Below are 22,601 nucleotides of genomic sequence, written 5' to 3'. Positions count from 1 at the left end.
TTCGATCATATGTTTTGATTCGCGCCATTATCTTTCGAATCGAAACTTAAGCATGTCGAAGCGCAACACGCCGCAACGTCGCCACACCATTCTTGCCTTGCTCGCCGAGCAGGGCGAGGTGTCGGTGGATGCCTTGGCGCAGCACTTCGCCACCAGCGAAGTGACGATTCGCAAGGACCTCGCTGCCCTGGAAAAGAACGGTCTGCTGCTGCGTCGCTATGGCGGCGCGGTACCAGTGCCGCAGGAACTGATCGGTGAGCCGACGCAGCCCATTTCCCCGCACAAGCAGGCGATTGCCCGTGCCGGCGTGGCGCGCATCCGCGAGCACGCGCGCATCATCATCGACAGCGGCACCACCACGGCGGCGATGATCCCGCTGCTTGGCCACAAGCCTGGCCTGGTGGTGATGACCAATTCGCTGGGCGTGGCCAATGCCCTGCGCGACATCGAGCACGAGCCGGTGCTGCTGATGACGGGCGGTACCTGGGACCCGCACTCGGAATCCTTCCAGGGCCAGGTGGCCGAGCAGGTGCTGCGTTCCTACGACTTCGATCAACTGTTCATCGGCGCCGACGGCATCGACCTGGAGCGTGGCACCACCACCTTCAACGAACTGCTCGGTCTGTCGCGAGTGATGGCCGAGGTGGCCCGCGAAGTCATCGTCATGGTCGAGAGCGACAAGATCGGCCGGCGTATCCCCAATCTGGAACTGCCCTGGGGCAGCCTCCATACCCTGATCACCGACGAGCGCCTGGATGCCCAGGCTGCCGAACAGATACGCGTGCGCGGCATCCAATTGATCCTCGCGCCGCTGGAAAACTAAAGGAGAGCACCCATGTGTGGAATCGTAGGCGCCATCGCTGAGCGCAATATCACCGCTGTCCTGGTAGAAGGCCTCAAGCGCCTGGAATACCGTGGCTACGACAGCGCCGGTGTCGCACTGCTGACCGAGCAGGGCACGCTTGATCGCCGCCGCCGCGTGGGCAAGGTCAGCGAACTGCAGGCCGCGCTGCAGGCCGAGCCGCTGGCGGGGCGCCTAGGCATTGCCCACACCCGTTGGGCCACCCACGGTGCGCCGAGCGAGCGCAACGCTCACCCACACTTCTCCGGTCATGAGTTGGCCGTGGTGCACAACGGCATCATCGAGAACCACGAAGAGCTGCGCGAGCGCCTCAAGGGCCTGGGCTACGTCTTCACCTCCGATACCGACACCGAAACCATCGTCCACCTGCTCGAGCACAAGCTGCGAGCGCTCGGCGATCTCGCTGCCGCGCTCAAGGCCGCGATTCCCGAGTTGCATGGCGCCTATGGCCTGGCGGTGATCAGCGCCAAGCAGCCGGATCGCCTGCTCGCCGCCCGCAGTGGTAGCCCGCTGGTGATCGGCCTCGGCCTGGGTGAGAACTTCCTCGCCTCCGACCAGTTGGCCCTGCGCCAGGTCACCGACCGCTTCATGTACCTGGAAGAAGGCGATATCGCCGAGATTCGCCGCGACGGCGTGCAGATCTGGGACGCCGCCGGCAACCCGGTACAGCGCGAAGCCGTGCAGTACCACGAAGGTGCCGAGGCCGCCGACAAGGGCGAGTACCGCCACTTCATGCTCAAGGAAATCCACGAGCAGCCCAAGGTGGTGCAACGCACCCTGGAAGGCCGTCTGGGCAGCGATCACGTACTGGTGCAGGCCTTTGGCCCACAGGCTGCCGAGCTGTTCGCCAAGGTGAAGAACGTACAAATCGTCGCCTGCGGCACCAGCTACCACGCCGGCATGGTTGCCCGTTACTGGCTGGAAGAGCTGGCCGGCATTCCCTGCCAGGTCGAGGTGGCCAGCGAGTTCCGCTACCGCAAGGTGGTGGTGCAGCCTGATACCCTGTTCGTCAGCGTCTCGCAGTCCGGTGAAACCGCTGACACCCTGGCCGCGCTGCGCAACGCCAAGGAGAAGGCACCGGGGCAGGGCGGCTACCTGGCCAGCCTGGTGATCTGCAACGTCGGCACCAGCTCGCTGGTGCGCGAATCCGACCTGTGCCTGCTGACTCAGGCCGGCCCGGAAATCGGTGTGGCCTCGACCAAGGCCTTCACCACCCAGCTGGTCGGCCTGATGCTGCTGACCCTGGCCCTCGGCCAGGTGCACGGCAGCCTCGACAAGGCGCTGGCCGCCGAACTGGTGGAAGAATTGCGTCGCCTGCCGACCCGTCTGGGCGAAGCGCTGGCCATGGACAAGACCGTGGAGAAGATCGCCGAACTGTTCGCCGAGAAGCACCACAGCCTGTTCCTCGGCCGTGGCGCGCAGTATCCAGTGGCCATGGAAGGCGCGCTCAAGCTCAAGGAAATCTCCTACATCCATGCCGAGGCCTACCCGGCCGGTGAGCTCAAGCACGGCCCGTTGGCGCTGGTGGACGCCGACATGCCGGTGGTCACCGTGGCGCCGAACAACGAGCTGCTGGAAAAGCTCAAGTCCAACCTGCAGGAAGTCCGCGCCCGTGGCGGCGAGCTGATCGTCTTCGCCGACCAGCAGGCTGGCATGAGCAATGGCGAGGGCACTCATGTGGTGGCCATGCCGCATATCCATGACCTGCTCGCACCGATCCTCTACACCGTGCCGCTGCAACTGCTGTCGTACTACGTCGCCGTGCTCAAGGGTACCGACGTCGATCAGCCGCGTAATCTGGCCAAAAGCGTCACGGTCGAATAAGGCCGCTGGCGAAGAAAAGCCCGTCTGTGGGATGAAAATAAAGATTCATCCATAATAATAAAGTGTCATCCATTAAAATAAAGTTTCATCCAAAACCGGCATGCGCTATGTTGAAATCATCGATGCGGATGCTGGTTTGCTTATGGCTGGGACATTTAAGGGCCTGACTCAGGCCCAAATCGACAAAAGGTTCAAGGAAGGTCGTGGTCAAGGCCAGGGGGCAGACTACAAACCGTTCATCTACACCAGGGATGTGTCCTCGCTGGGGCGCTCCCATCGCCTGCTCGGCAGCAAATCTCGCCGTCTGCACCATTTCCTCTCTGATCTTGAGCTGGCAATTTTCCTGACTTTTGACTGGTCTCCCCGTGTCACCGATATCCGGGAGCAATTTCCGATGATGGTCGTGGACACTGTTCGAATCGCCGAGGAGATCGGTCTTGCCCATGGTCGCTACCAAGGCATTCCACAAGTGCTGACCAGTGACTTCCTTGTGGATTTCGATGACCAACAACGGCCGACAGTTGCGATTCAGGCCAAGTACAGCGCCGACCTGCAGAAGCCTGAAGTCATCGAGAGACTTGAGCTAGAACGACGCTACTGGCTCGAGAAAGGTATTCCTTGGGTCATCGTCACGGAACGAGAGGTGCCAAAGGAGGCAATTGCCAATATTCAATGGCTCTACCCTGCCCAATCAGAAGACGATATTTCTGCGGATGAACTTGAACACTACCGGCAACTGTTCCTGTATGAATTTCGGCGTGATCCTGATCGGAGGCTGACGGCCATTGCTCAAGGACTGGATGTGTCTGGCGAACTGGAGCCGGGCCAGGCGCTTTATTGGCTTCGCCAATTGCTGGCCAGGCACTGTTTCCTGTTCGACATTGGTAAACCTTACCGGGAACTAAGTACGAAAGACCTTGCAGTCAATCCTCACTACGAGTTGCAGGGGCTGAGCAGTGCTGCCCGTTAACCAGGTTTTTAGCATGGGGGAGTTGCGCAAGCGCCTGATTTGGTCGGATGCCGCGATGGCCGTCTGGATCGACATTGATGCGGACACTGCTTTGCCCGAACCGATAAAGGTTGTAGAGCTGGAGCGTCTGCTGATGGACGGGGAACTAGTGTGTATCGTTGACCCATTCGAGGAGGCGGTTCTGCGGGAGGTGGAGGAAGGCTCTCTTGATCAGCAGAAGCGCGATGCTGCCTGGGAAATGCTTGCGGATGTCGCTCAAGACCCTGGGTTGTTCATTCGCAAATCAAGAGGGCAAATCCTCATAGGTATCATGGAACGCCATGGTGTTACTAAGCAGACGGCATACAGGTTGTTGAGGCGCTATTGGCAGCGGGGTATGTGCAGGAACGCTCTATTGCCGGACTACGTCAATTCGGGCGCGCTCGGAAAACGACGAAAACCAAGCCAAGCCAAGCTGGGCAGACCCAGGGTTGTGAGAGAGGGGAGGGGGAGCAACGTCACACCGGACGTGGAACGTATTTTCCGTCGAGTCATCGATGAGCGCTTACTAAAGCAAAAACATCCGTCCATCCCAGACGCTTACGCATCCGGGTTGAATCTGCTCCACGCAGTCTTACCGATGCGGTCTGTCGCCGAGCTGCCGACTTTGGAGCAGTTCCGCTACTTCTACAAACGTGAATACCACTTCACGGAAACGTTACCAAACAGGATGTCCGCCGTTGATTTCGCCAAGGACATCCGTCCGATCACAAGTACATCGACGGCCGAAGTTCTGGGCCCTGGGTACCGCTATCAGATCGACGCCACCGTAGCTGACATCTATCTGATTTCAGAGCAGGATCGCAGCCGCATCGTCGGTAGGCCCGTCGTGTATATGGTGATCGACGTGTTCAGCCGCATGGTTGTTGGCATGTACGTCGGTTTCGAGGGACCTTCCTGGGTTAGTGCAATGGTGGCTTTGGCCAACACGGTCACCGACAAGGTCGAGTACTGCCGCCAGTATGGCGTGGATATCGATGTTGGCGATTGGCCGGTTAAGGGCTTGCCGGATGCGCTTCTGGCCGACAAGGGCGAACTAAACGGCACCAAGGTCGAAGCATTTTCCAAAGCTTTCGGTGTTCGTATCGAGAATGCGCCGGCCAGGCGCGGGGATGCCAAGGGTATCGTCGAGCGCTATTTCCGGACGGTACAGGAGAATTTCAAGCCCTATGCCAGCGGCGTGGTCGGAGATACCACAAGTCGGAAAAGAGGTGGCCACGACTACAGGCTCGATGCCAGTCTGACGCTAGGCGAGTTCACTCGAATCATCATCGCAGGCGTACTCTGGCATAACAACTTTCATACGCTGGGCAAGTACGACAGAGCTGCTGGTATGCCGGGCGGTCTGCCGGCTATACCTGCCATGCTGTGGAGTTGGGGGCTGGCCAACCTAACTGGTCGGTTGCGCACTGCACCTGAAGATCTGGTCCGGATCAACCTTTTACCTCATGATCAGGCCACGATTTCGGAGCTGGGAATCAGGCTGTTCGGCTGCTTCTACACCTGCCAGGAAGCAATCAAGGAGGGTTGGTTTCACCGAGGCCAGGGGCGTAGGCCGACAGGGGTGACGGTCGCATACGATCCGCGTAGCGCCGACCACATCTATCTGCGGCCATCTAATAGCCTCAAGGACTACTGGATTTGCGATCTTGCTGACCGTAGTCGACGTTTCAGGGGGTTGACCTTCTGGGATGTCTGGCTGTTGTCCAGAGAGGAACGTCGTAGCGATGCCAACGCGGCGGCGGAGGCCTTAATGGAGAGAGGCAAGCTTCTGGAGCGGATCGAGTCCATTGTTGCCCAGGCAGAGGATGCTAGTCCGGTCAAAACGGGTGTGACCAAGAAGGATCTGGGAACCCAGATCCGTGAGAACAAGCAGCAGGAAAAGCGTCAGGAACGCCAGAAAACAGCATTCAAACCGGCGAAAGTGCTGCAAGAAATACCTGCCGAAGTTATCCCGCTGCGAGGCGAAAAGCAGGAAGACTATGCCTTCCCAGATCTCAGTGACCTGATATTCAAGGAGGAAGGCGATGACTGAAGAAATCCGGCGCGGAGTTATCCCCCCGGCTCGTTACCATGAGCAGCAGCTTCCCGAGTATCAGGAAAATCCACTCATCAGCGCATTGCCCCCGATACCTGATCTGCAGGAGGTGGTCGGCTTGTTGCAGAAGCTTCCCAGTTTCGAGTCGCAGGAGGTACTCCTGGATGGTAGGCTCAGGGCTCATGCAATCGCCCGGCTGTTGCACGGCTTCTTCCAGCCGCTCAGCCACCACTTGGAGCTGGAGAGCAAGATCAGCCTGATGATCCGTCAGGGCTACATCGGTCGGAATCCGGCCTGCGGCGCTTGGTATGCTCACTTGCAGAATGGCTATCGCCGGATCGAGGAGGAGAGTCTGGATGCGGTGGTTTACCAGAGTGTCTCCTCCACAGCCAATAGCTTGTCGCTATTCGGCTGCTCAGGTTGCGGGAAAACGCGCACTCTTGAGCGGATTCTGGGCATGTACCCCCAGGCTCTTCATCACCCAGATTACAACATCACCCAGCTGGTCTACCTGAAGGTCGACTGTCCCATCGACGGTGACCTGGATGAGTTGTGCCTGAGTTTCTTCAACGAGGTAGACAAGATTCTTGGTACGACCTATAGCCGCAGCCATGGTCGCAAGAAACTGGGCACCAAGCGCTTGATGGCATCCATGTGCCAGGTAGCCAACCTGCACGCGCTTGGTGTGCTGATCATCGACGAGGTTCAGAACCTCAACGAGGCCCGCTCCGGTGGTGCCGAGAAAATGCACAATTTCTTCGTGTCGCTAGTGAATACCATCGGCGTTCCGATCATTCAAGTCGGTACCCACCGAGCCAGTAAGTTCTTTCAGCGCACATTTCGAGCCGCGCGTCGGGTCTCCGGGTTGGGCAGCATTCGCTGGGACAGGTTACCTCGGGATGAGCACTGGAAGCGCCTTTTGAAGCGGCTCTGGAAGTACCAGTGGCTGCGAAATGCGACGCCGCTGGACGACGAGTTGGAATCGACTATGTACGACCTCACACAGGGGGTTATGGACATTGTCATCAAGCTGTTCGCGCTGGCGCAGATCCGGGCGATAGTGACTAGCGTCGAATGCATCAAGCCACTGTTACTACGCAAGGTTTTCGAGGACGAGTTCAAACCAGTTCATCCGATGCTGGCCGCCTTACGGAGCGGTAGACCCGAACTGATCGCTAAATATGACGACCTGCTGATGCCTGAGATCGAGGGACGGTTGCTGACATTGACGCGCTCTCTGGATAACGTCGCCCAACCGAAACCGCCGACACCTTCGGCTGATGACAAAGCGAAGCGACTGGCCGCCCTGCTCGAAGATATGGATATCCCTATGGATATCGCTATTCCCATGGCTGACGAATTATTGGCAAAGAATCCGGGTATCCCGATGGCGGCCCTGATACACAAGGCTACGGCCTACCTCGTGCAGGAGATCCCCAAGAAGCCCAGTATTTCCAGGTTAAAGCGGACAGATTGGGGATGCCTATCCGAGGAGGATTTGCGCAGGCGTTATGCTGACGGGCCTGAGAGTGAGGTCTATGACAGATTTAAACAGGCCGGCCTTATCCTCGATCTACGGCCTTTATTGAAGGCGAGCTAACATGTATTTCCCCAGGCTTTATCCGGACGAGCTGCTCTACAGCGGCATAGCTCGGTGCCGGGTACATCTGGGGATAGGTAGTCATAAAACGCTGCTGCACATGCTGTTCGGCGACAGTAAGGTAGCCGCTATAACCGACCTGCCCACGCACTTGGCCGTTCTGGCGAACAATACTGGGTTGGATACGGCGAACGTGATCATGCATCACACGCTGTTTCCGCTCTATGCCCCCTTCATTCCACAGGCCCGTCGTACTGACCTTTTTCAGGCCATGCTCGCTGCCGGTCGGCCGACCATCGGTCTTGCTGGGGCTTCGATGGCCTTGGTCAAGTGGCCCGAGTGGCTGCGTTACTGCCCTTTCTGTTTCGAGGACATGGCCGACTATTTCGGTGAGCCCTATTGGCGGCGAAGCTGGCAGATGCAAGGAATTGACGTTTGTCCTGAGCATGGCTGTCAGCTCTTGGATTCACCCATTCCGTTCCGTCGAGCGCAGCGACACGAGTTTCACCCAGCCTCTCCACTATTTTTGTCCCGTAATGTTAGCGCTAGCCGCGCAAGCGAAGAGGCAATCAGACTCGCCATGGCCGCTACGCAACTACTGGAGCTCGAAGAGGCGCAATCGCCTGGCTACGCGCACTGGACTAACTTTTACCGGTACTTGGCAGAAGAGTGCGGTGCCAGGCGCGGCCGACAGGTCAGAGCCGAGGTCTTATGGGAGAAGATCCTTGCATCTCACCATCGGGATTGGCTTGTTGCGAACGGTTTGCTGGCAACCGGGGAGCCTCCGCCCTGGCTATTGGCAATGTTCAGGAAGCATCGCAAGGGATTTAGTGCGCTGCAGCATCTGATCATTTGGACCAGCCTGCGCCCTGATCATCATGCTCGCGATCTTATCGACGAGGCGAAGACTCGCCAGGTTGATCTTTCCACCGAACATTCAGTGCAGTTGCTTTCTGACGAGTTTGAGCAAAAGCAGCAGTACCGAGCTGTTTGGCTGCAGGCACTGGATCGGAACGCTGGAGCCAAGGCCGCTAGAGAACACGGAGGGAAGGCATGTTACGCCTGGCTCTATCGTCATGACCGACGTTGGTTGATAGCCTCGAACAAGTCTAGGCAGCGTCGACAGGGCAATAACAGGCACATAGACTGGCTAGCACGCGATAGGAAGTTGGTGCGCCTGCTGATCCGGATTGTCAGAAACAGCGAAGAAAATCTGAGTCTTCCACGCAGGAGCCGCAATTGGTTCCTGCAGCAGTTACCCCATCGGGCATCAGTCGAGCATCATCTCGATCAATTGCCTACGTGCCGCACCTTCCTAGATCGCTATGCCGAATCCGTCGGTGAGTATCAGATCCGTCGCCTGACTGTAGCCGTACAGGAGGATGTAATGGATGGTATGCCTATGCCGTCCAGGCGCTGGAAGCTAGAAAAGCGTTGTGGGTTGGAAAAAAGTAGGGAGTCACCGCTGACTACTGAGTTCATTCGATTGATAGGAAGATGGATTGAATAGGATCTTATTCCGTCAGATTCAGGCCGGATCTAAGCTGCGGGCTATTGGAAATTTCTACAGAGCATCCTTTTCGGAGGCTCGGTGGCGTATGTCGGCACTGTTTGAGTGCGATGGCCAGCCGCAGTTCAAGCCGCTCCCATTGGAAGTGTCCTGTGTTCTCGCGACTGGTCGCGAGTTTCTTGGGGAAGACGGGGTTCCTTTCCGCTCCAGTGGTTTCAAGAAAGCGGTTGTGCTGCCTGCAATAGATACCTGGCGGGAAAAACAGTTGGGCGAGTGTCCACGCCTGGCCAGATGGCTGGCAGCAAATCCTGAGATATCCGCACAGCGCTGCTTTGTATTCGAGGTTGATGGCCTGACAGTCTGGTTACCGAAATTTGAGCTTGCGCGAAAACTATTCTTTCACGCGGCTTTTATAGCCCGTGCAGCCTTTGTACCGAATGGCCTAGACATGGCCTTCACGATCTATAACGAGGGCGATGTTGTTCATATTCATACGCCCCCTAAGACAGGCGCGCCAAGTCGGCTCCTCAAAATCAAGGGGTACAGAGACTTTTTAAGTTGGCTGCTGCTGACTCAGGATGTGAAGCAATCCTTCGAGTCAATCTGGAAAAGCCTCAACCAAGCGCAAGAGCAGGTATCACAAAAATCGGCTTATGCCAGGTGGCAGTTCGACTTCCAGGCACCTCCTTCTATCGCAGGTACCATGATGGATGTGCGAGGCCCCTTTGATCCAGAAAGCAACGAGTTGCTGGTCTGGGAGATCGAAGCGCTCCAGGGACTCCAGTTTAGCCATCTTGGAGAAATTTTCTTCCATCACCCTGCTCTCAAGTTATCAGTCAGGGGAGAGAGCTCCGGCTGCGGAACTGTGCCATCGGGTGCTGATGAAGTTGAGGTGGATGCTGAAGAAGATCCCACTGCCGCGAAGGAGCCGAGTTTGATTCATTTGCCTGTTGAGGGAATCAAATTTGATGCTCATATGAATACGATGATTGCCTACAACGGGGAGCATGCCAGCGGTCATGGCAAGGAGGTCGATGATGAGCAATCTCCGGGCAACGAAAGCAAACTCCTCGGTGTTGCTGATCCCGTGAGCGACGGCAGCACAGCTCCAGGGGAGTTTCAGAAACTGGGAGAGATAGAGGGCAAGGACGAAGACAAGGACAAGGAGCATGATCGGTTTGTTGGTCGTTTCTCGCTGCTTCGTGAAGTCATTGAGCAGATCGCCCGAGAGGAGCCAGGCATTGTGCTGGAATCACTAGATGTGAAGCCGCTACCTCCTGTTCCGCGCTGCAGCTACCATATGTTTGATGACGAAAAGCCACGCTGCTATTTGATGGCAATGTTCAAGCTGAAAAACGGTAATCAACGCTACCTTCTAGAAATAGATACCTCAAACAATCGTAAGACCATGTCAACGCGAGTCATGGGCTTCAAAGCAGATGTTGAGGTAGAGAAATGCATAGGCCGGATCTTGAAAAAGACAGTGAAGGGCTCGTTGCGCTGGCCAAGCAATATGGCGGAGTTCTGTGAGCCTTTACACTCCGTACATCACCCGAAAGAAAGCCAAACAGGCACCAACCCTGCCAGGGTGAACGACTGGAAGCAGCGTATACGTGATGTCCTTAAGTGATCGCAGAACTCTGCTAGAAGGCATCGCAAGCTGGTCAAACCTGGGAAAGGTACTGCTGAGAACCCACAAACGCTTTCCGTAGCCGAGTTGTCACTCTGACACTGGAGGCAGGAGAGACACTGGATCACAAGCGAGCTCGGCTGCGATGCGGTATAGCTTCTCGACGGTAATATTGACCTCGCCACGCTCGATTCGCCCTACGTAGCTGCGGTCGATATTGCAGGCCAGCGCCAATGCATCCTGGGAAATCCGGCAGACCTTCCTCTGCATTCGGATGCGTTTCCCTAATGCTCTCGCCAACTTATCCATGACCGTCTCAATTCAACTTGAGGCGGTACTATTGTGCGTTTGCGGACGCACAGGCCACGGACTATAATCCGCATTAATTTAATGTTCGTTCTTCTAGGGGCTCAATGAAATCGGCCTTCCTTACATTCGGCAGGCCCCTTTATGGGCTACTTCAGGAACGAGGACGTTCAACGGTTAAGGCCCGTGAACTGCACGATACCGATGGTGCTCCCCTGAATGGCTTGAATTGATGCTGCGCCTCCTCTGCCAGAGTGCAGCAGCGCACGAATTGCGTGTGATAGTCTGAGAGTTTTGTTGGCCAAATTATCGGATACAGCATGTAGATCAAATCGCAGGTAGCAGTAACTGTAGTTAGAGTTCGGAGGTCACTAAATGGCGGACGAAAATATTGAAAAAATCAGTGATTTTCTATCAAGTCAAGGTGAGGCAATACCAAGCGCCTGTGACGATGAAGTGGCTGGTATCGCGCTGGCTCAGAAGCTATACCCAGACAAACCGTACTGCTCAGTAAGGCAATGGATTCTCGTCGATCTCGATATTTCAGATGACAAGAAGGCGTTGGTTGCAGAGCAAGGTTTTCGGCCAATTCTTCTCTATGCCCATGCCGTAGTAAACGACAGTGCTTGCCGATTTTCACCAGGCGATTGGGTCAGAAGCACCCTCCTAGTCGATCTAAAGAGTAATTGTCTTTTTGAAACCAGAAATAGCGTTTACATCCTTCTAGGCGCAGGAAGTCGGAAGACAGCAGAACCAGCTGTCGTGACCGGCATATTTTAATGGGCTGCGGAGAGTTGCAGGATGACAATGCCCCACTAGCGTTCGCGTTCAATTGTGCAAACCTCAGGAGTTCTTGGGCCTCATTACGAGCAACTTCCCGTCTCTCAGGGCTATCGCGCGATGCTCTATACTCCCGGCATCTGTCCACCGACCGGCGAGCATCAGGCAAGGAAGCCGGTCTGATGGGCAGTGTTTGATTTTTGCCAAGGGTGCCATGGAACACTTGATCAACAAACTGGATTGTCTGGTCACTGTGGCGATTTAGAGCGCGGGTAGTGCCAGCCAGCATCGGGCGGGCGGGTTCTGCTTGGGCTTGGACATATCTTCAACCTTTCCACGGCGGCAAGGTCAAGCGTTTTTCTTTCAGTTAACTAACACTTGCATATCAAGCTCTGCAGTGCCGCACAGTGTCGGTGAGGCTCGCGATGTTGGATCTTCCTTGATCCAAGCGCGTCCTGCGTCTCCTCAATGAACGTGATTACAACAGTGGAAGTGTGTAGCTGACGATCAGGCGGTTCTCATCAACGTCGTTGCCGAAGTTGGTTGAACGTAGTGTGGCGTTGCGCCATTTCACGCCCAGGTTTTTCAGTACGCCGTCCTGGAAGACATAGGCGATGTCAGTGTTGCGCTCCCACTCCTTACCATCGGCTTTGCCTGCGCCTAGATCAATATTGTCACCAGTCAGGTAACGGGTCATGAACGTCAAGCCAGGGATGCCAAGGCTGGCAAAGTTGAAGTCATAGCGGGCCTGCCATGAAGTTTCGTCTTTGTTAGCGAAGTCGCCGATCTGTACATAGTTGACCAGGAACGGATCGGTGCCGTTGATGTAGGCGTAACCGGTGTCTCCGCTCATGCTCTGGTAGCCAACGCCGAGGGCGTGGCCACCAAAGGCGTAGGTAAACATTGCTCCGAATGCCTTGTTGTCGACGTTGCTGTTACCTTCGTCGGTAGAGCGGGCGTAGCGCAGATCAGTTTTCAGCGACTGTTTGTCACCCAACGGCAAGGTGTGCAGGACAGTGAAAATATGCTGCTTATAGAAGTCATCCAGATTGCCGTAGTTGTAGCCGGTCGCCAGGTTGCTGTTCCATTTGTAGGTCGCCCCGGCGAAGTTGAATTCATCGCTCGTCTGGGTTCCGCCGCCACTGATGGCGCGGGCTGCGCCGCTGGTAATGCTGAGGTCTTCGCTATCGGATGAGTCGCGCTGACTTACTTGCTTGAGTTGGCCTGCATCGAAGGTAAGCCCGTCAATCTCCAGCGAATTCAGGTGCCCGCCTTGAAAGGTCTGTGGCAGCAGGCGCGAATCGTTTGCTTGGACGGTTGGCAGTCTAGGTTGCAGCGTGCCCAATTTCAGCACGCTGTTGGAGGCACGCAGCTTCGCGGTTAAGCCCATTTCGCCATATTCATCCTGCGCGGCACGAGGTGCTTCTTTGTTGCGTTTTAGAAGGCCCGTGCCAGAACGGTCAGCACTGGAGTCCAGCTTGAGACCCAGCATGCCGATGGCGTCGATGCCAACACCGACGGTTCCTTCGGTGAAGCCGGATTCGTAACGCAGCAGAAAGCCCTGGGCCCACTCCTCCTGTTTTGACTGGCTAGCTGAGTCTTGGCGGAAATCACGATTAAAATAGAAGTTGCGCGCTTCCAGACCAGCTTTGCTATCTGCCAAAAAATCAGCTGCGGCTGGCTGGCTAAGACTGAGTACCCCAGTACTCACCGCGACTGCCAAGAGGGTCTTCTTCATTGTTGTTTCTCCATGCTCAGGGGGTTGGCATATCGGGAGCCGTCGCTGTATGCCGTGCTCTCCGAATAGGGGCGGGTTTCTCTGCGGCCAATCTTCGGCTGGTCGTTATGCCTGTTCGCCTGCAGGGACTAGGTCGAGGAACCATTGCGGACTTTGGGGAAGATCAAACGGAATACGGTGAAGCTGCCTGGCAGGCTGCTGACCTCGACCGTGCCCTGATGCAGGCTCATGATCGAGCGAACAATTGCCAGGCCCAGCCCTGTCCCACCTTCGGCACGAGAGCGACTGGTATCGACGCGGTAGAAGCGTTCGAACAAATGGGGGATGTGTTGTGCGGGGATGCCAATCCCGGGGTTCCCGACCGAGAACGACACGGTTTCGCTGTGCTTCTCGATCAGCAGCGAGATGTTTGCGCCGATGGGGCTATGCCGAATCGCATTGGACAATAAGTTTGAAATGGCGCGCTGTACCATCAGCCGATCACCGAAGGTTCGGCCGGCCCCGGAAATGCTCAGGCTGATCTGTTTCTCTTCAGCAGAGATGCTGAACAGATCCACAACGCGTCTTGCCTCGTCCTCCAGTGCAATCTTCTCGAAGGGAACCAGGGATGCGGGGTGGCTGACTTGAGCGAGAAACAGCATGTCGGACACGATTCGGGTGACGCGCTCAAGCTCTTCTGTGCAGCATTCCAGTACGGCTTTGTACTCCTCTGGTGGACGCTCTCTGGAGAGCGTTACCTGCGCTTTACCCATCAGGTTGGTGATGGGTGAGCGCAACTCATGGGCCAGGTCATCAGAGAACTGCGATAGCTGCTGAACGCCACCATCAAGACGATGCAGCATGAAGTTGATGCCGTGGGCCAGCGCGCTGAGTTCTTGTGGAAGTTTGTCGACGGAAATCCGATGGGTCAGATCCTGCGTGGATATCAGCGATGCAACCTGACGAAATTGCCGGAGGGGAGAGAGGCCTCGCTGCACGATCCACCATGCACCCATGCCAATCAGCGCGAGCAGAAGAGGGAGTGCTATCAGTGTTGACTTGAGGTAAGCGCTGAGCAGCGCTTCGTCGGCAGATCGGTCAATTGAGAGCAGGACTCTGACGTGGTCGCCATCGTCGAGCAGCATCACCTTGGATGCGGTCAGGAAGTTGTTTCCCTCAGTATCCGACCAGCTTTGGTAACTAGGGGTATCGCCTGCCGGTATGTTGGCAAGAATGGGCTCCCTGGATTTCTCACCCAGATTCAGGAGTAATTTGGTGCCTGACTTTTTCCTGTAGATCGTCAGGTGCAGGTTGTCATGCCCCATGACCAGATCCAGCAGCTCGTGAGGTTGCTGGGCAATTGCATGTGCGCTCATGTCTTCGGCGAGATTGTGCTGAATCTGCTCCAGTTTGCCGTCAAGACTCTGCTTGGCCAACGAGTCCAGCTCATGGGTAAGCGCGAAGTAGGCGAGTGCCGCTAACAGAACAACCAGTGCTGCCCCCATCACGCTGACCGACAGGCCAAGGCGCATGGATAGACTGGCCGGCTTCATGCCCGCTCCTCAAGCACGTACCCAACACCCCTGAGGGTGTGAATCAGTTTGTTATCGAACGGGTCATCAATTTTGGCGCGTAGCCTGCGGATGGAGACTTCGACGACGTTGGTGTCACAGTCAAAATTCATATCCCAGACCAGCGAAATGATCTGGGTGCGCGATAGCACTTCCCCAGAGCGGCGCATTAGTAGGTGCAGCAACGCAAACTCTTTAGTGGTCAGGTCGATGCGCTGCTCACCACGGAACGCGCGGTGCCTCGCAGGATCAAGCTCAAGGTCGGCTACCCGCAGCACTTCCGGTACTGGAATTTGCTCGCTTCGCCGTAGCAATGTACGAATTCGCGCAAGTAATTCAGGGAACTCGAACGGTTTGACTAAATAATCATCTGCCCCCAAATCCAGGCCTTTAATTTTATCCACTAAGCGCCCGCGTGCAGTCAGCATTATCACGCGAGTACTGCTGTTACTGCGTATATGCTCAAGCACGCCCCAGCCATCAATTTCAGGCAGGTTTACATCAAGCACTACCAAGTCGTAAGCGTGTTGCCTAACAAGGTGGAGGCCGTCCACGCCAGTGGCGGCCTTATCAACTACATAGCCACTTTCGCTTAAACCTTGGTGTAAATATTCGGCAGTCTTGGGCTCGTCCTCGACAATAAGGATTCGCATAAAAATTCACCTTAAAATGTGCGGCCAGTATTTATTTGATATTTTTTTGTTGTGGCTGCGGAGTGGTTTTAATTCTTTCTTCGGCGGTCACAGATATGACCTACGGCTTTTCAGGTTGCTCGAAGGCTAAAGCCTGAAGCGGCTTTAGGGTCAAGCTGTAATGCCTATTTCGCAGGGTTCCAAGGGGTTAAGCGACAACGTGTCGCAGTACTTGCCCTTATCCAAAGCACCCAGCTTTGGACCGGCAGGGCTGCCCGGTGGCGCTACACACCAGGCAACCTCTATTTAACTGTGTATGTTTCTAGTTGTTGCTGGGCGCTAAATCGCCTGCTCTCTTGAGCGCTGCCAATACTAATACAGGCCTACCTGGAAAAGTGCTGGATAACGTATTTGTAATTTTCCAGTCACCTTGCTGATAGGCATGGAGCACTACATTCTGCCGGGAATCGGCTTTCCTACTTATTTTCCCAAGCGATAATCCTCGATATCCCTCGGGATTAATAAATATAAAGGCCTTCATTATATTCCAGCAGAGCTAGTTCTGTGGAGGACTTTAAGTGCATGTAAAAACAATGGCCGGACATGGAGTTAGAATAGGTAAATTCTGTGTATTTTCAGGGCTACTGGCTGCATTGTTAATTGCTCCAGTTCCAACAACTGCTGCCGAATCAGCAAGGCAGTCAATAACGATTGATGAGGCGTTGGCGCAAGCGCTCACTGAGAACCAGGAGTTCGCTGCAGCACAATGGAATACAGGTATTGCCGAAGGTGCTCGTACTCAAGCTGGGCTGATCCCGAATCCTGAGTTGTCCTGGAGCGTTGAGGACACGCGCAGTGAGTCGCGCGTTACCAGCATTCAGGTATCTCAGCCAATTGAGCTGGGCGGCAAGCGTAGCGCGCGTATTGATGTGTCTGAGCGTGATCAGGACGCGGTGGCGATTGATCTGGAGCGTAAGAAAAACATCTTGCGCGCTGAGGTCATCCAGGCCTTTTACTCAGCGCTGCGTGCCCAGGAAGGACTGCAGCTTTCCACTCAGTCGTTAGACCTTGCCCGTCGCGGACTTCAGGTGGTCGAAGGGCGCGTAAAGGCCGGAAAGGCTTCGCCAATCGAAATCTCGCGTGCTCAGGTGCAGCTTTCTGAAATTCAACTGGAGCTGAATCGCGCACGCCTCAATCAAAGCAATGCCTACAAGCAACTGGCGCTCATAACGGGTGCCGAGACACCGAACTTCGCGCATGTCGAGGGTGATCTTGAGCGCCTGCCGTACCTGCCGTCGCAGGCTGAGATGCTTGCACGCATAACAGATACAGCGGACCTACGGCTGGCCAGCACGCACATCCAGCGTGCCGAGTCTTCCTTGGAACTCGAAAAGTCGCAGCGCATTCCAGACCTCACCGTCAGCGTTGGCAGCCAATACGACGAAGGGCTTGGCGAGCGCGTCAATTTGCTCGGCTTGTCGATGCCTATTCCGTTGTTCAACCGCAACCAAGGCAATGTGCTGGCCGCTGCTCAAGGAGCTGACCAGGCGCGCGATTTGCGCAATGCCGCAGAACTCCGCCTGCGCGCGGAAGCCCAGCAGGCATTTGAGCAGTGGGAAAGCGCTAGAAGTGAAGTCGACTCGATCAGCGGCACACTGCTGCCGACCGCGCAGCAAGCAGTAGAGGGCGCAGTACGTGGATTCGAGATGGGCAAGTTTGCCTTTATCGATGTACTCGATGCTCAGCGCACCCTCGTAAGCATGCGCTCCCAGTACCTGAATACCCTGGATGAAGCTATCTCGGCCTGGGTGAGCTTGGAGAAGATTTACGGCTCCCAACTCAACATCGAATTCAAAAAATAAGCATCTCTGCGCACCTACATAACGCCTTAGACGGTCGCGTCATGCGACATGAAGCCTCGCCTGCTTTCCTGGCAGCTGCATGTTTATTGAGCGCGTTTAGTCGCCGCCTGGGCATGAGTCAAATTCAATACTTTTGATAATTTGGAGTTACCAATGGCATCAACAACTCCCAGAAAGCAGTGGCTGATGATTGTGGCTGTTGTCGTCATCGGTTTAGCCGTGGCGGGTCTGATTCTAAGTGGTAGCCCTGGTAAGTCCGGGGAGGAAGGCCATGGCCATGATGAGAATCATGAGGATGTATCGGCTCACGCAGATCCCGAGCACCACGGGGAGGCTTCGGCCGACGAGCATGAAGAGGCCGATGAGCATGCAGATAAAGAGCACCATGAAACTGTAGAACCCACCAAGGGCGAGCATGGCGGCAAGCTTTTCACCGAGGGTGATTATGCGCTTGAAGTGACGATTTTTGAGGAGGGCGTAGAGCCTCAGTTCAGGCTCTATACCTACCTGGACGGCAAGCTTCTAAATCCTGCTGAAAGCACGGTGCAAGTGACCTTGTTGCGTCTTGGCCAACCTGCGCAAATCATCAATTTCAGCAAAGAGAATAACTACCTACGTGGCGATGCCGCGGTTGTAGAGCCGCATTCATTCCAGGTTTCCATCAGCGCCAAGCACAGTGGCAAGAGCTATTCGTTCGGTTACGAGCAGGTTGAGGGCCGCGTGACCATGACGGATGCGCAGCTTGAGCAGGGCGGCGTCACGCTCGCCACTGCTGGTCCCGCGAAAATCGCCTCCACGCTGCAAGTGCTCGGCGAGGTTCGTTACAACGGTGACCGCACGGTTCAGGTGACCCCGCAACTTGGCGGGCGCGTCGACTCGGTGGCGGTTAGTGCTGGCGATACGGTCAGCAAGGGTCAGGTATTGGCCAAAATCTCCAGCCAGGCGCTGGCCGAACTGCGTGGCGAGATGCTGGCCGCCCAGCAACGCTCTGCGCTTGCCCGCACGACCTATGCACGTGAAAAGCAATTGTGGGAAGAGAAGATTTCCGCCGAGCAGGACTTCCTGCAGGCGCAAGTTGCCATGCAGGAAGCTGCTATCGCAGTGCAGCGCGTCCAGCAACAAATCGCTTCGCTGGGCGGTGCACCGGCCAAAGGCCAGAATCTCACCGAATTCGAGATTCGTGCCCCTATCGATGGCGTGATAACCAGCAAAAGCATCTCTGTTGGTGAAGTACTCAAAGAGGATTCCGCAGTCTTTACCGTCTCGGATTTGTCGACCGTATGGGTGGACTCAACCGTCGCGGCGAAAGACTTGGGCGTAATCGCCGAAGGGCAAAACGTTGTCGTGAGCTCCAGCGCATTCGCCGCCACGGCTAAGGGCTCCATTTCCTATGTCAGCGCTCTGGTTGGGGCGCAAACCCGCTCGGCGACTGCTCGCATCGTGCTAGCCAACCCAGATCGGCTATGGCGACCTGGTTTGCCAGTGACGGTCGAGGTGGTTGCCGAGGAGAACGACGTTCCCGTTGCAGTAGCGGTCGAAGCGATCCAGACCGTTCGCGATTGGCAGGTGGTGTTCGGCCGCTTCGATAACCAGCTAGAAGCTCGGCCTCTTGAGCTGGGCAAATCCGACGGCCGCTTCGTCGAGGTTATCTCGGGTCTGAAGGCGGGCGATCGATACGCGCTGAAGAACAGCTTCCTGATCAAAGCTGAGCTTGGCAAAGCCGGCGCGAGCCATGACCACTAATTCGGAGTCGAGCTATGAAACAAGTTACAGCTATTTTTCGTCCGATCCGGCTTGAAGCCGTCGAGCAAGCGCTGCACGCACTGCCACATCTACCAGGATTCACCATCCTGCCTGCCCATGGACATCCGCGTGGTCACGGTAAGGATCATGGATATATCGCAGACGAATGGAATCCAGACGCCCATCAGCATCTCGTGATGGTGGCGTTCTGCTCCGATGAGGTTGCCGATGAGATCGTCCATGCCATCGAGAAGGCCGCCCACACAGGTGTACCCGGTGATGGAATCGTCGCCGTGGCCCCTTTGACCGACGCATTGCGCATCCGTACTGGAGAGCGCGGTGATGCTGCGCTTTAGGGGAAATTGACATGTACGAACGATTAATTCGCTTCGCCATCGACCAGCGCTGGCTAGTCTTGCTGGCTGTGCTCGGCATGGCGGCGTTGGGTGTTTACAGCTACCAGAAGTTGCCGATTGATGCGGTTCCCGACATCACCAACGTGCAGGTGCAGATCAATACCGAGGCAAAGGGCTACTCGCCACTGGAAACCGAGCAACGCGTGACCTTTCCGATTGAATCGGTAATGGCTGGGCTGCCCAACTTACAGGAAACGCGTTCAATCTCACGTTACGGGTTGTCGCAGGTCACCGTCATTTTCGAAGACGGCACAGACATCTACTTCGCTCGTCAGTTGGTGAATGAGCGGATACAGGAAGCGCGTGGAAATCTACCCAGTGATCTGTCGCCGAGCATGGGGCCAATCGCTTCTGGTCTGGGCGAGATCTACATGTGGACCATCGAGGCGCAAGACGGTGCGAAGAAGCCGGATGGCAGCGCCTATACACCGATGGATCTGCGTGAGATTCAGGACTGGATCGTCAAGCCGCAACTGCGAACCGTCAAAGGTGTTACCGAGATCAACACCATTGGCGGTTATGCCAAGGAGTTCCAGGTTTCACCCAAGCCGGAGCGCCTGGTCGCACATGGCCTCAGCCTGCAGGACATTGTGGTTGCGTTGGAGAGCAATAATGCCAACGTTGGTGCGGGCTACATCGAACGCAGCGGCGAGCAGTACCTGATCCGCGCTCCGGGACAAGTCGGCAATATCACTGACATCGCCAACATCATCATCAAGAACACCGATGGTGTTCCTGTGCGCATCGGTGATGTGGCCGAGGTTGGCCTGGGTAAGGAGCTGCGCACCGGTGCCGCTACTGAGAACGGCCAGGAGGTGGTGCTCGGCACTGCCTTTATGTTGATTGGTGAGAACAGCCGCTATGTATCGCAGGCTGTCGACCAGCGCATAAAGGAGATCAATCGCAACCTGCCGAAAGGAGTCATAGCGAAGACGGTCTATGACCGCACTGTATTGGTCGATAAGGCCATCAATACGGTGAAGAAGAATCTGATCGAAGGCGCTCTGCTGGTTATCGCTATCCTGTTCCTGTTCCTGGGTAACATTCGGGCGGCCCTCATCACCGCAATGGTGATTCCGCTGTCGATGCTGTTCACCTTTACGGGCATGGTCAGCAACAAGGTCAGCGCGAACCTGATGAGCCTTGGCGCACTCGATTTCGGCATCATCATCGATGGTGCCGTGGTGATCGTAGAGAACTGCGTGCGTCGTTTGGCTCACGCCCAGGCCGCAGCAGGCCGAACGTTGACCCGCAATGAGCGCTTCCATGAGGTGTTCGCGGCGTCGAAGGAGGCGCGTCGTCCACTGTTGTTCGGCCAACTGATCATTATGGTGGTCTACCTGCCGATATTTGCGCTGACCGGCGTGGAAGGCAAGATGTTCCACCCAATGGCGTTCACCGTAGTGACAGCCCTGTTCGGAGCCATGATCCTCTCGGTGACGTTCGTCCCGGCAGCTGTTGCACTGTTCCTCAATGGCAACGTCAGTGAAAAAGAAAATCGGCTAATGACCTGGGTCAAGCAAGGCTACGCGCCGTTGCTAGATTGGGTCATGGTCAGCAAGCCGTTAGTGCTGACCATTGCGACAGTCATCATGGTGCTTTCTGGTTTAGCTGCTTCGCGGATGGGCAGTGAGTTCGTGCCGAGCCTGGATGAGGGCGATATCGCTTTGCATGCCCTGCGTATTCCTGGCACTAGCCTTTCGCAAGCAATTGAAATGCAGGTGCAACTCGAACAACGAATCAAATCCTTTGCCGAGGTTGATACGGTGTTCGCCAAGCTTGGAACCGCTGAAGTCGCAACCGATCCAATGCCGCCGAACGTGGCGGACAACTTTGTCATGCTCAAGCCGCGCGACCAGTGGCCCGATCCTGATCGCAGCAAAGCCGATTTGGTTGCGGCGATGCAGGAGGCGGTTGAACAGGTTTCCGGCAACAACTATGAGTTCACTCAGCCCATTCAGATGCGCTTCAACGAGCTGATCTCCGGCGTACGCAGTGACGTCGCAGTGAAAGTGTTTGGCGATGACATGGATGTGATGAACGAGACCGCCGAGCAAATCGCTGAGGTGCTGGAGGGTATTCCAGGAGCAGCTGATGTGAAGGTCGAACAGACCACCGGTCTGCCGATGCTCAGCGTACAAATCGACCGTGAGAAAGCCGCACGATTCGGTTTGAATGTCTCGGAGATTCAGGACGCCATTTCCACCGCCATCGGCGGGCGCGAGGCGGGTGCACTGTTTGAAGGTGACCGGCGTTTCGATATCCAAGTTCGCCTGGCGGACGAGTGGCGCAATGATGTCGACAAGATCCAGCAGCTGCCTATTCGTCTGGCCAATGGCGATGGGCTGGATGGCCCAGGGTTTGTGCGCCTGGCTGATGTGGCGAGCGTGGTGTCCGCACCGGGGCCGAACCAAATCAGCCGTGAAAGTGGCAAGCGTCGCGTGGTGGTCACCGCCAACGTTCGCGGTCGCGATATCGGCTCTTTTGTTGCCGAGGCCGAGAGCAAGATCGCCCAGGCAGTTAGCGTCCCTACAGGCTACTGGACGACCTGGGGCGGCACCTTCGAGCAGCTTCAGTCGGCGGCCAAGCGCCTGCAGATTGTCGTACCGGTCTCGTTGCTGCTGGTGTTCACACTGCTCTTTATGATGTTCGGCAATGTCAAAGATGGCCTGCTGGTGTTCACCGGCGTGCCCTTCGCGCTGACCGGCGGGATCATGGCCTTGTGGCTGCGTGATATTCCGCTCTCGATCTCTGCCGGCGTGGGTTTCATTGCGTTGTCGGGCGTGGCGGTGCTCAACGGCCTGGTAATGATTTCTTTCATTCGCAGTTTGCGTGAGAACGGCATGGGGCTGGACGAGGCTATTCGTGAAGGCGCGTTGACTCGTTTGCGTCCGGTGCTGATGACAGCTTTGGTGGCGTCTCTGGGCTTTATTCCAATGGCCACTGCCATCGGTACGGGCGCAGAAGTTCAGCGCCCTCTGGCGACGGTGGTGATTGGCGGAATCCTGTCATCAACCGCGCTGACGCTGCTGGTTTTGCCGTTGCTCTACCGCTTGGCCCATCGTCTGCGCTAAGTTCACAGCGCTATTTGTGTGCAACTG

At 56.1% G+C, this 22,601-nt stretch carries 16 protein-coding genes; 12 read left to right on the top strand and 4 right to left on the bottom strand.

What is annotated here, in order from left to right; translation table 11 throughout:
- Positions 1-52: 52 nt before the first annotated feature.
- The 7 genes from ACN0X6_RS07055 (at position 53) to ACN0X6_RS07025 (ending at position 10,473) form a co-directional block, all read left to right on the top strand.
- Entirely contained in the window at positions 53-823 is a 771-nt protein-coding gene (locus ACN0X6_RS07055) for a DeoR/GlpR family DNA-binding transcription regulator (protein WP_417702892.1), read from the top strand.
- Between the two features lie 12 nt (positions 824-835).
- Entirely contained in the window at positions 836-2,686 is a 1,851-nt protein-coding gene (gene glmS, locus ACN0X6_RS07050; RefSeq protein WP_417702891.1) for a glutamine--fructose-6-phosphate transaminase (isomerizing), read from the top strand.
- A gap of 142 nt (positions 2,687-2,828) precedes the next feature.
- A complete protein-coding gene (locus tag ACN0X6_RS07045; RefSeq protein ID WP_417702956.1) occupies positions 2,829-3,656 on the top strand; it encodes a TnsA endonuclease C-terminal domain-containing protein in 828 nt (275 codons plus the stop codon).
- Positions 3,657-3,669: 13 nt separating this feature from the next.
- A complete protein-coding gene (locus ACN0X6_RS07040; protein WP_417702890.1) occupies positions 3,670-5,730 on the top strand; it encodes a Mu transposase C-terminal domain-containing protein in 2,061 nt (686 codons plus the stop codon).
- A complete protein-coding gene (locus ACN0X6_RS07035) occupies positions 5,723-7,333 on the top strand; it encodes an AAA family ATPase (RefSeq protein WP_417702889.1) in 1,611 nt (536 codons plus the stop codon). The genes ACN0X6_RS07040 and ACN0X6_RS07035 overlap by 8 nt, the downstream gene beginning before the upstream one ends.
- Position 7,334: 1 nt before the next feature.
- The gene (locus tag ACN0X6_RS07030; RefSeq protein ID WP_417702888.1) at positions 7,335-8,843 is read left to right on the top strand and encodes a TnsD family Tn7-like transposition protein; all 1,509 of its coding nucleotides are present in this window, start codon (positions 7,335-7,337) and stop codon (positions 8,841-8,843) included.
- The gene (locus ACN0X6_RS07025) at positions 8,836-10,473 is read left to right on the top strand and encodes a Tn7-like element transposition protein TnsE (RefSeq protein WP_417702887.1); all 1,638 of its coding nucleotides are present in this window, start codon (positions 8,836-8,838) and stop codon (positions 10,471-10,473) included. The genes ACN0X6_RS07030 and ACN0X6_RS07025 overlap by 8 nt, the downstream gene beginning before the upstream one ends.
- A 90-nt stretch (positions 10,474-10,563) precedes the next feature.
- Here ACN0X6_RS07025 and ACN0X6_RS07020 read toward each other — a convergent pair whose 3' ends face one another.
- The gene (locus ACN0X6_RS07020; RefSeq protein ID WP_417702886.1) at positions 10,564-10,782 is read right to left on the bottom strand and encodes a helix-turn-helix domain-containing protein; all 219 of its coding nucleotides are present in this window, start codon (positions 10,780-10,782) and stop codon (positions 10,564-10,566) included.
- Positions 10,783-11,154: 372 nt separating this feature from the next.
- On the opposite strand from ACN0X6_RS07020, the gene ACN0X6_RS07015 reads away from it, so the two are divergent.
- Complete coding sequence (locus tag ACN0X6_RS07015; RefSeq protein WP_417702885.1) at positions 11,155-11,559, top strand: DUF6957 family protein; 405 nt, start codon at positions 11,155-11,157, stop codon at positions 11,557-11,559.
- Between the two features lie 478 nt (positions 11,560-12,037).
- On the opposite strand, the gene ACN0X6_RS07010 is transcribed toward ACN0X6_RS07015, so the two are convergent.
- From ACN0X6_RS07010 to ACN0X6_RS07000, 3 genes are all read right to left on the bottom strand, one after another.
- Positions 12,038-13,297: an OprD family porin gene (locus ACN0X6_RS07010; RefSeq protein WP_417702884.1), complete on the bottom strand. Its 1,260-nt coding sequence runs from the start codon at positions 13,295-13,297 to the stop codon at positions 12,038-12,040.
- 128 nt (positions 13,298-13,425) lie between these two features.
- Positions 13,426-14,829 (bottom strand): heavy metal sensor histidine kinase, encoded by a 1,404-nt coding sequence (locus tag ACN0X6_RS07005; RefSeq protein WP_417702883.1) that lies wholly within the window; start codon positions 14,827-14,829, stop codon positions 13,426-13,428.
- A complete protein-coding gene (locus tag ACN0X6_RS07000; RefSeq protein ID WP_017675714.1) occupies positions 14,826-15,500 on the bottom strand; it encodes a heavy metal response regulator transcription factor in 675 nt (224 codons plus the stop codon). Before ACN0X6_RS07000 ends, ACN0X6_RS07005 begins: the two co-directional genes overlap by 4 nt.
- 572 nt (positions 15,501-16,072) lie before the next feature.
- Here ACN0X6_RS07000 and ACN0X6_RS06995 point away from each other — a divergent pair.
- The 4 genes from ACN0X6_RS06995 to ACN0X6_RS06980 all read left to right on the top strand — a co-directional run bounded on the left by ACN0X6_RS06995 (position 16,073) and on the right by ACN0X6_RS06980 (position 22,574).
- Complete coding sequence (locus ACN0X6_RS06995; RefSeq protein WP_417702955.1) at positions 16,073-17,341, top strand: TolC family protein; 1,269 nt, start codon at positions 16,073-16,075, stop codon at positions 17,339-17,341.
- Positions 17,342-17,494: 153 nt separating this feature from the next.
- Positions 17,495-19,084 (top strand): efflux RND transporter periplasmic adaptor subunit, encoded by a 1,590-nt coding sequence (locus ACN0X6_RS06990; protein ID WP_417702882.1) that lies wholly within the window; start codon positions 17,495-17,497, stop codon positions 19,082-19,084.
- Positions 19,085-19,098: 14 nt separating this feature from the next.
- Positions 19,099-19,440, top strand: a complete 342-nt coding sequence (locus ACN0X6_RS06985; protein ID WP_417702881.1) for a P-II family nitrogen regulator — start codon at positions 19,099-19,101, stop codon at positions 19,438-19,440.
- Between the two features lie 11 nt (positions 19,441-19,451).
- Positions 19,452-22,574 (top strand): efflux RND transporter permease subunit, encoded by a 3,123-nt coding sequence (locus tag ACN0X6_RS06980; protein ID WP_417702880.1) that lies wholly within the window; start codon positions 19,452-19,454, stop codon positions 22,572-22,574.
- The last annotated feature ends 27 nt before the right edge of the window (positions 22,575-22,601 follow it).

This window comes from Pseudomonas sp., assembly GCF_048269965.1.
Lineage (GTDB): Bacteria > Pseudomonadota > Gammaproteobacteria > Pseudomonadales > Pseudomonadaceae > Aquipseudomonas.
This window is presented reverse-complemented; position numbering and strand designations above follow the sequence as displayed.

Excerpts from the sequence above, each read along its gene's own strand:
- ACN0X6_RS07055 (WP_417702892.1), top strand. The coding sequence starts at position 53 with ATGTCGAAGCGCAACACGCCGCAACGTCGCCACACCATTCTTGCCTTG.
- glmS (WP_417702891.1), top strand. The coding sequence starts at position 836 with ATGTGTGGAATCGTAGGCGCCATCGCTGAGCGCAATATCACCGCTGTC.
- ACN0X6_RS07045 (WP_417702956.1), top strand. The coding sequence starts at position 2,829 with ATGGCTGGGACATTTAAGGGCCTGACTCAGGCCCAAATCGACAAAAGG.
- ACN0X6_RS07040 (WP_417702890.1), top strand. The coding sequence starts at position 3,670 with ATGGGGGAGTTGCGCAAGCGCCTGATTTGGTCGGATGCCGCGATGGCC.
- ACN0X6_RS07035 (WP_417702889.1), top strand. The coding sequence starts at position 5,723 with ATGACTGAAGAAATCCGGCGCGGAGTTATCCCCCCGGCTCGTTACCAT.
- ACN0X6_RS07030 (WP_417702888.1), top strand. The coding sequence starts at position 7,335 with ATGTATTTCCCCAGGCTTTATCCGGACGAGCTGCTCTACAGCGGCATA.
- ACN0X6_RS07020 (WP_417702886.1), bottom strand. The coding sequence starts at position 10,782 with ATGGATAAGTTGGCGAGAGCATTAGGGAAACGCATCCGAATGCAGAGG.
- ACN0X6_RS07015 (WP_417702885.1), top strand. The coding sequence starts at position 11,155 with ATGGCGGACGAAAATATTGAAAAAATCAGTGATTTTCTATCAAGTCAA.
- ACN0X6_RS07010 (WP_417702884.1), bottom strand. The coding sequence starts at position 13,297 with ATGAAGAAGACCCTCTTGGCAGTCGCGGTGAGTACTGGGGTACTCAGT.
- ACN0X6_RS07005 (WP_417702883.1), bottom strand. The coding sequence starts at position 14,829 with ATGAAGCCGGCCAGTCTATCCATGCGCCTTGGCCTGTCGGTCAGCGTG.
- ACN0X6_RS07000 (WP_017675714.1), bottom strand. The coding sequence starts at position 15,500 with ATGCGAATCCTTATTGTCGAGGACGAGCCCAAGACTGCCGAATATTTA.
- ACN0X6_RS06995 (WP_417702955.1), top strand. The coding sequence starts at position 16,073 with ATGGCCGGACATGGAGTTAGAATAGGTAAATTCTGTGTATTTTCAGGG.
- ACN0X6_RS06990 (WP_417702882.1), top strand. The coding sequence starts at position 17,495 with ATGGCATCAACAACTCCCAGAAAGCAGTGGCTGATGATTGTGGCTGTT.
- ACN0X6_RS06985 (WP_417702881.1), top strand. The coding sequence starts at position 19,099 with ATGAAACAAGTTACAGCTATTTTTCGTCCGATCCGGCTTGAAGCCGTC.
- ACN0X6_RS06980 (WP_417702880.1), top strand. The coding sequence starts at position 19,452 with ATGTACGAACGATTAATTCGCTTCGCCATCGACCAGCGCTGGCTAGTC.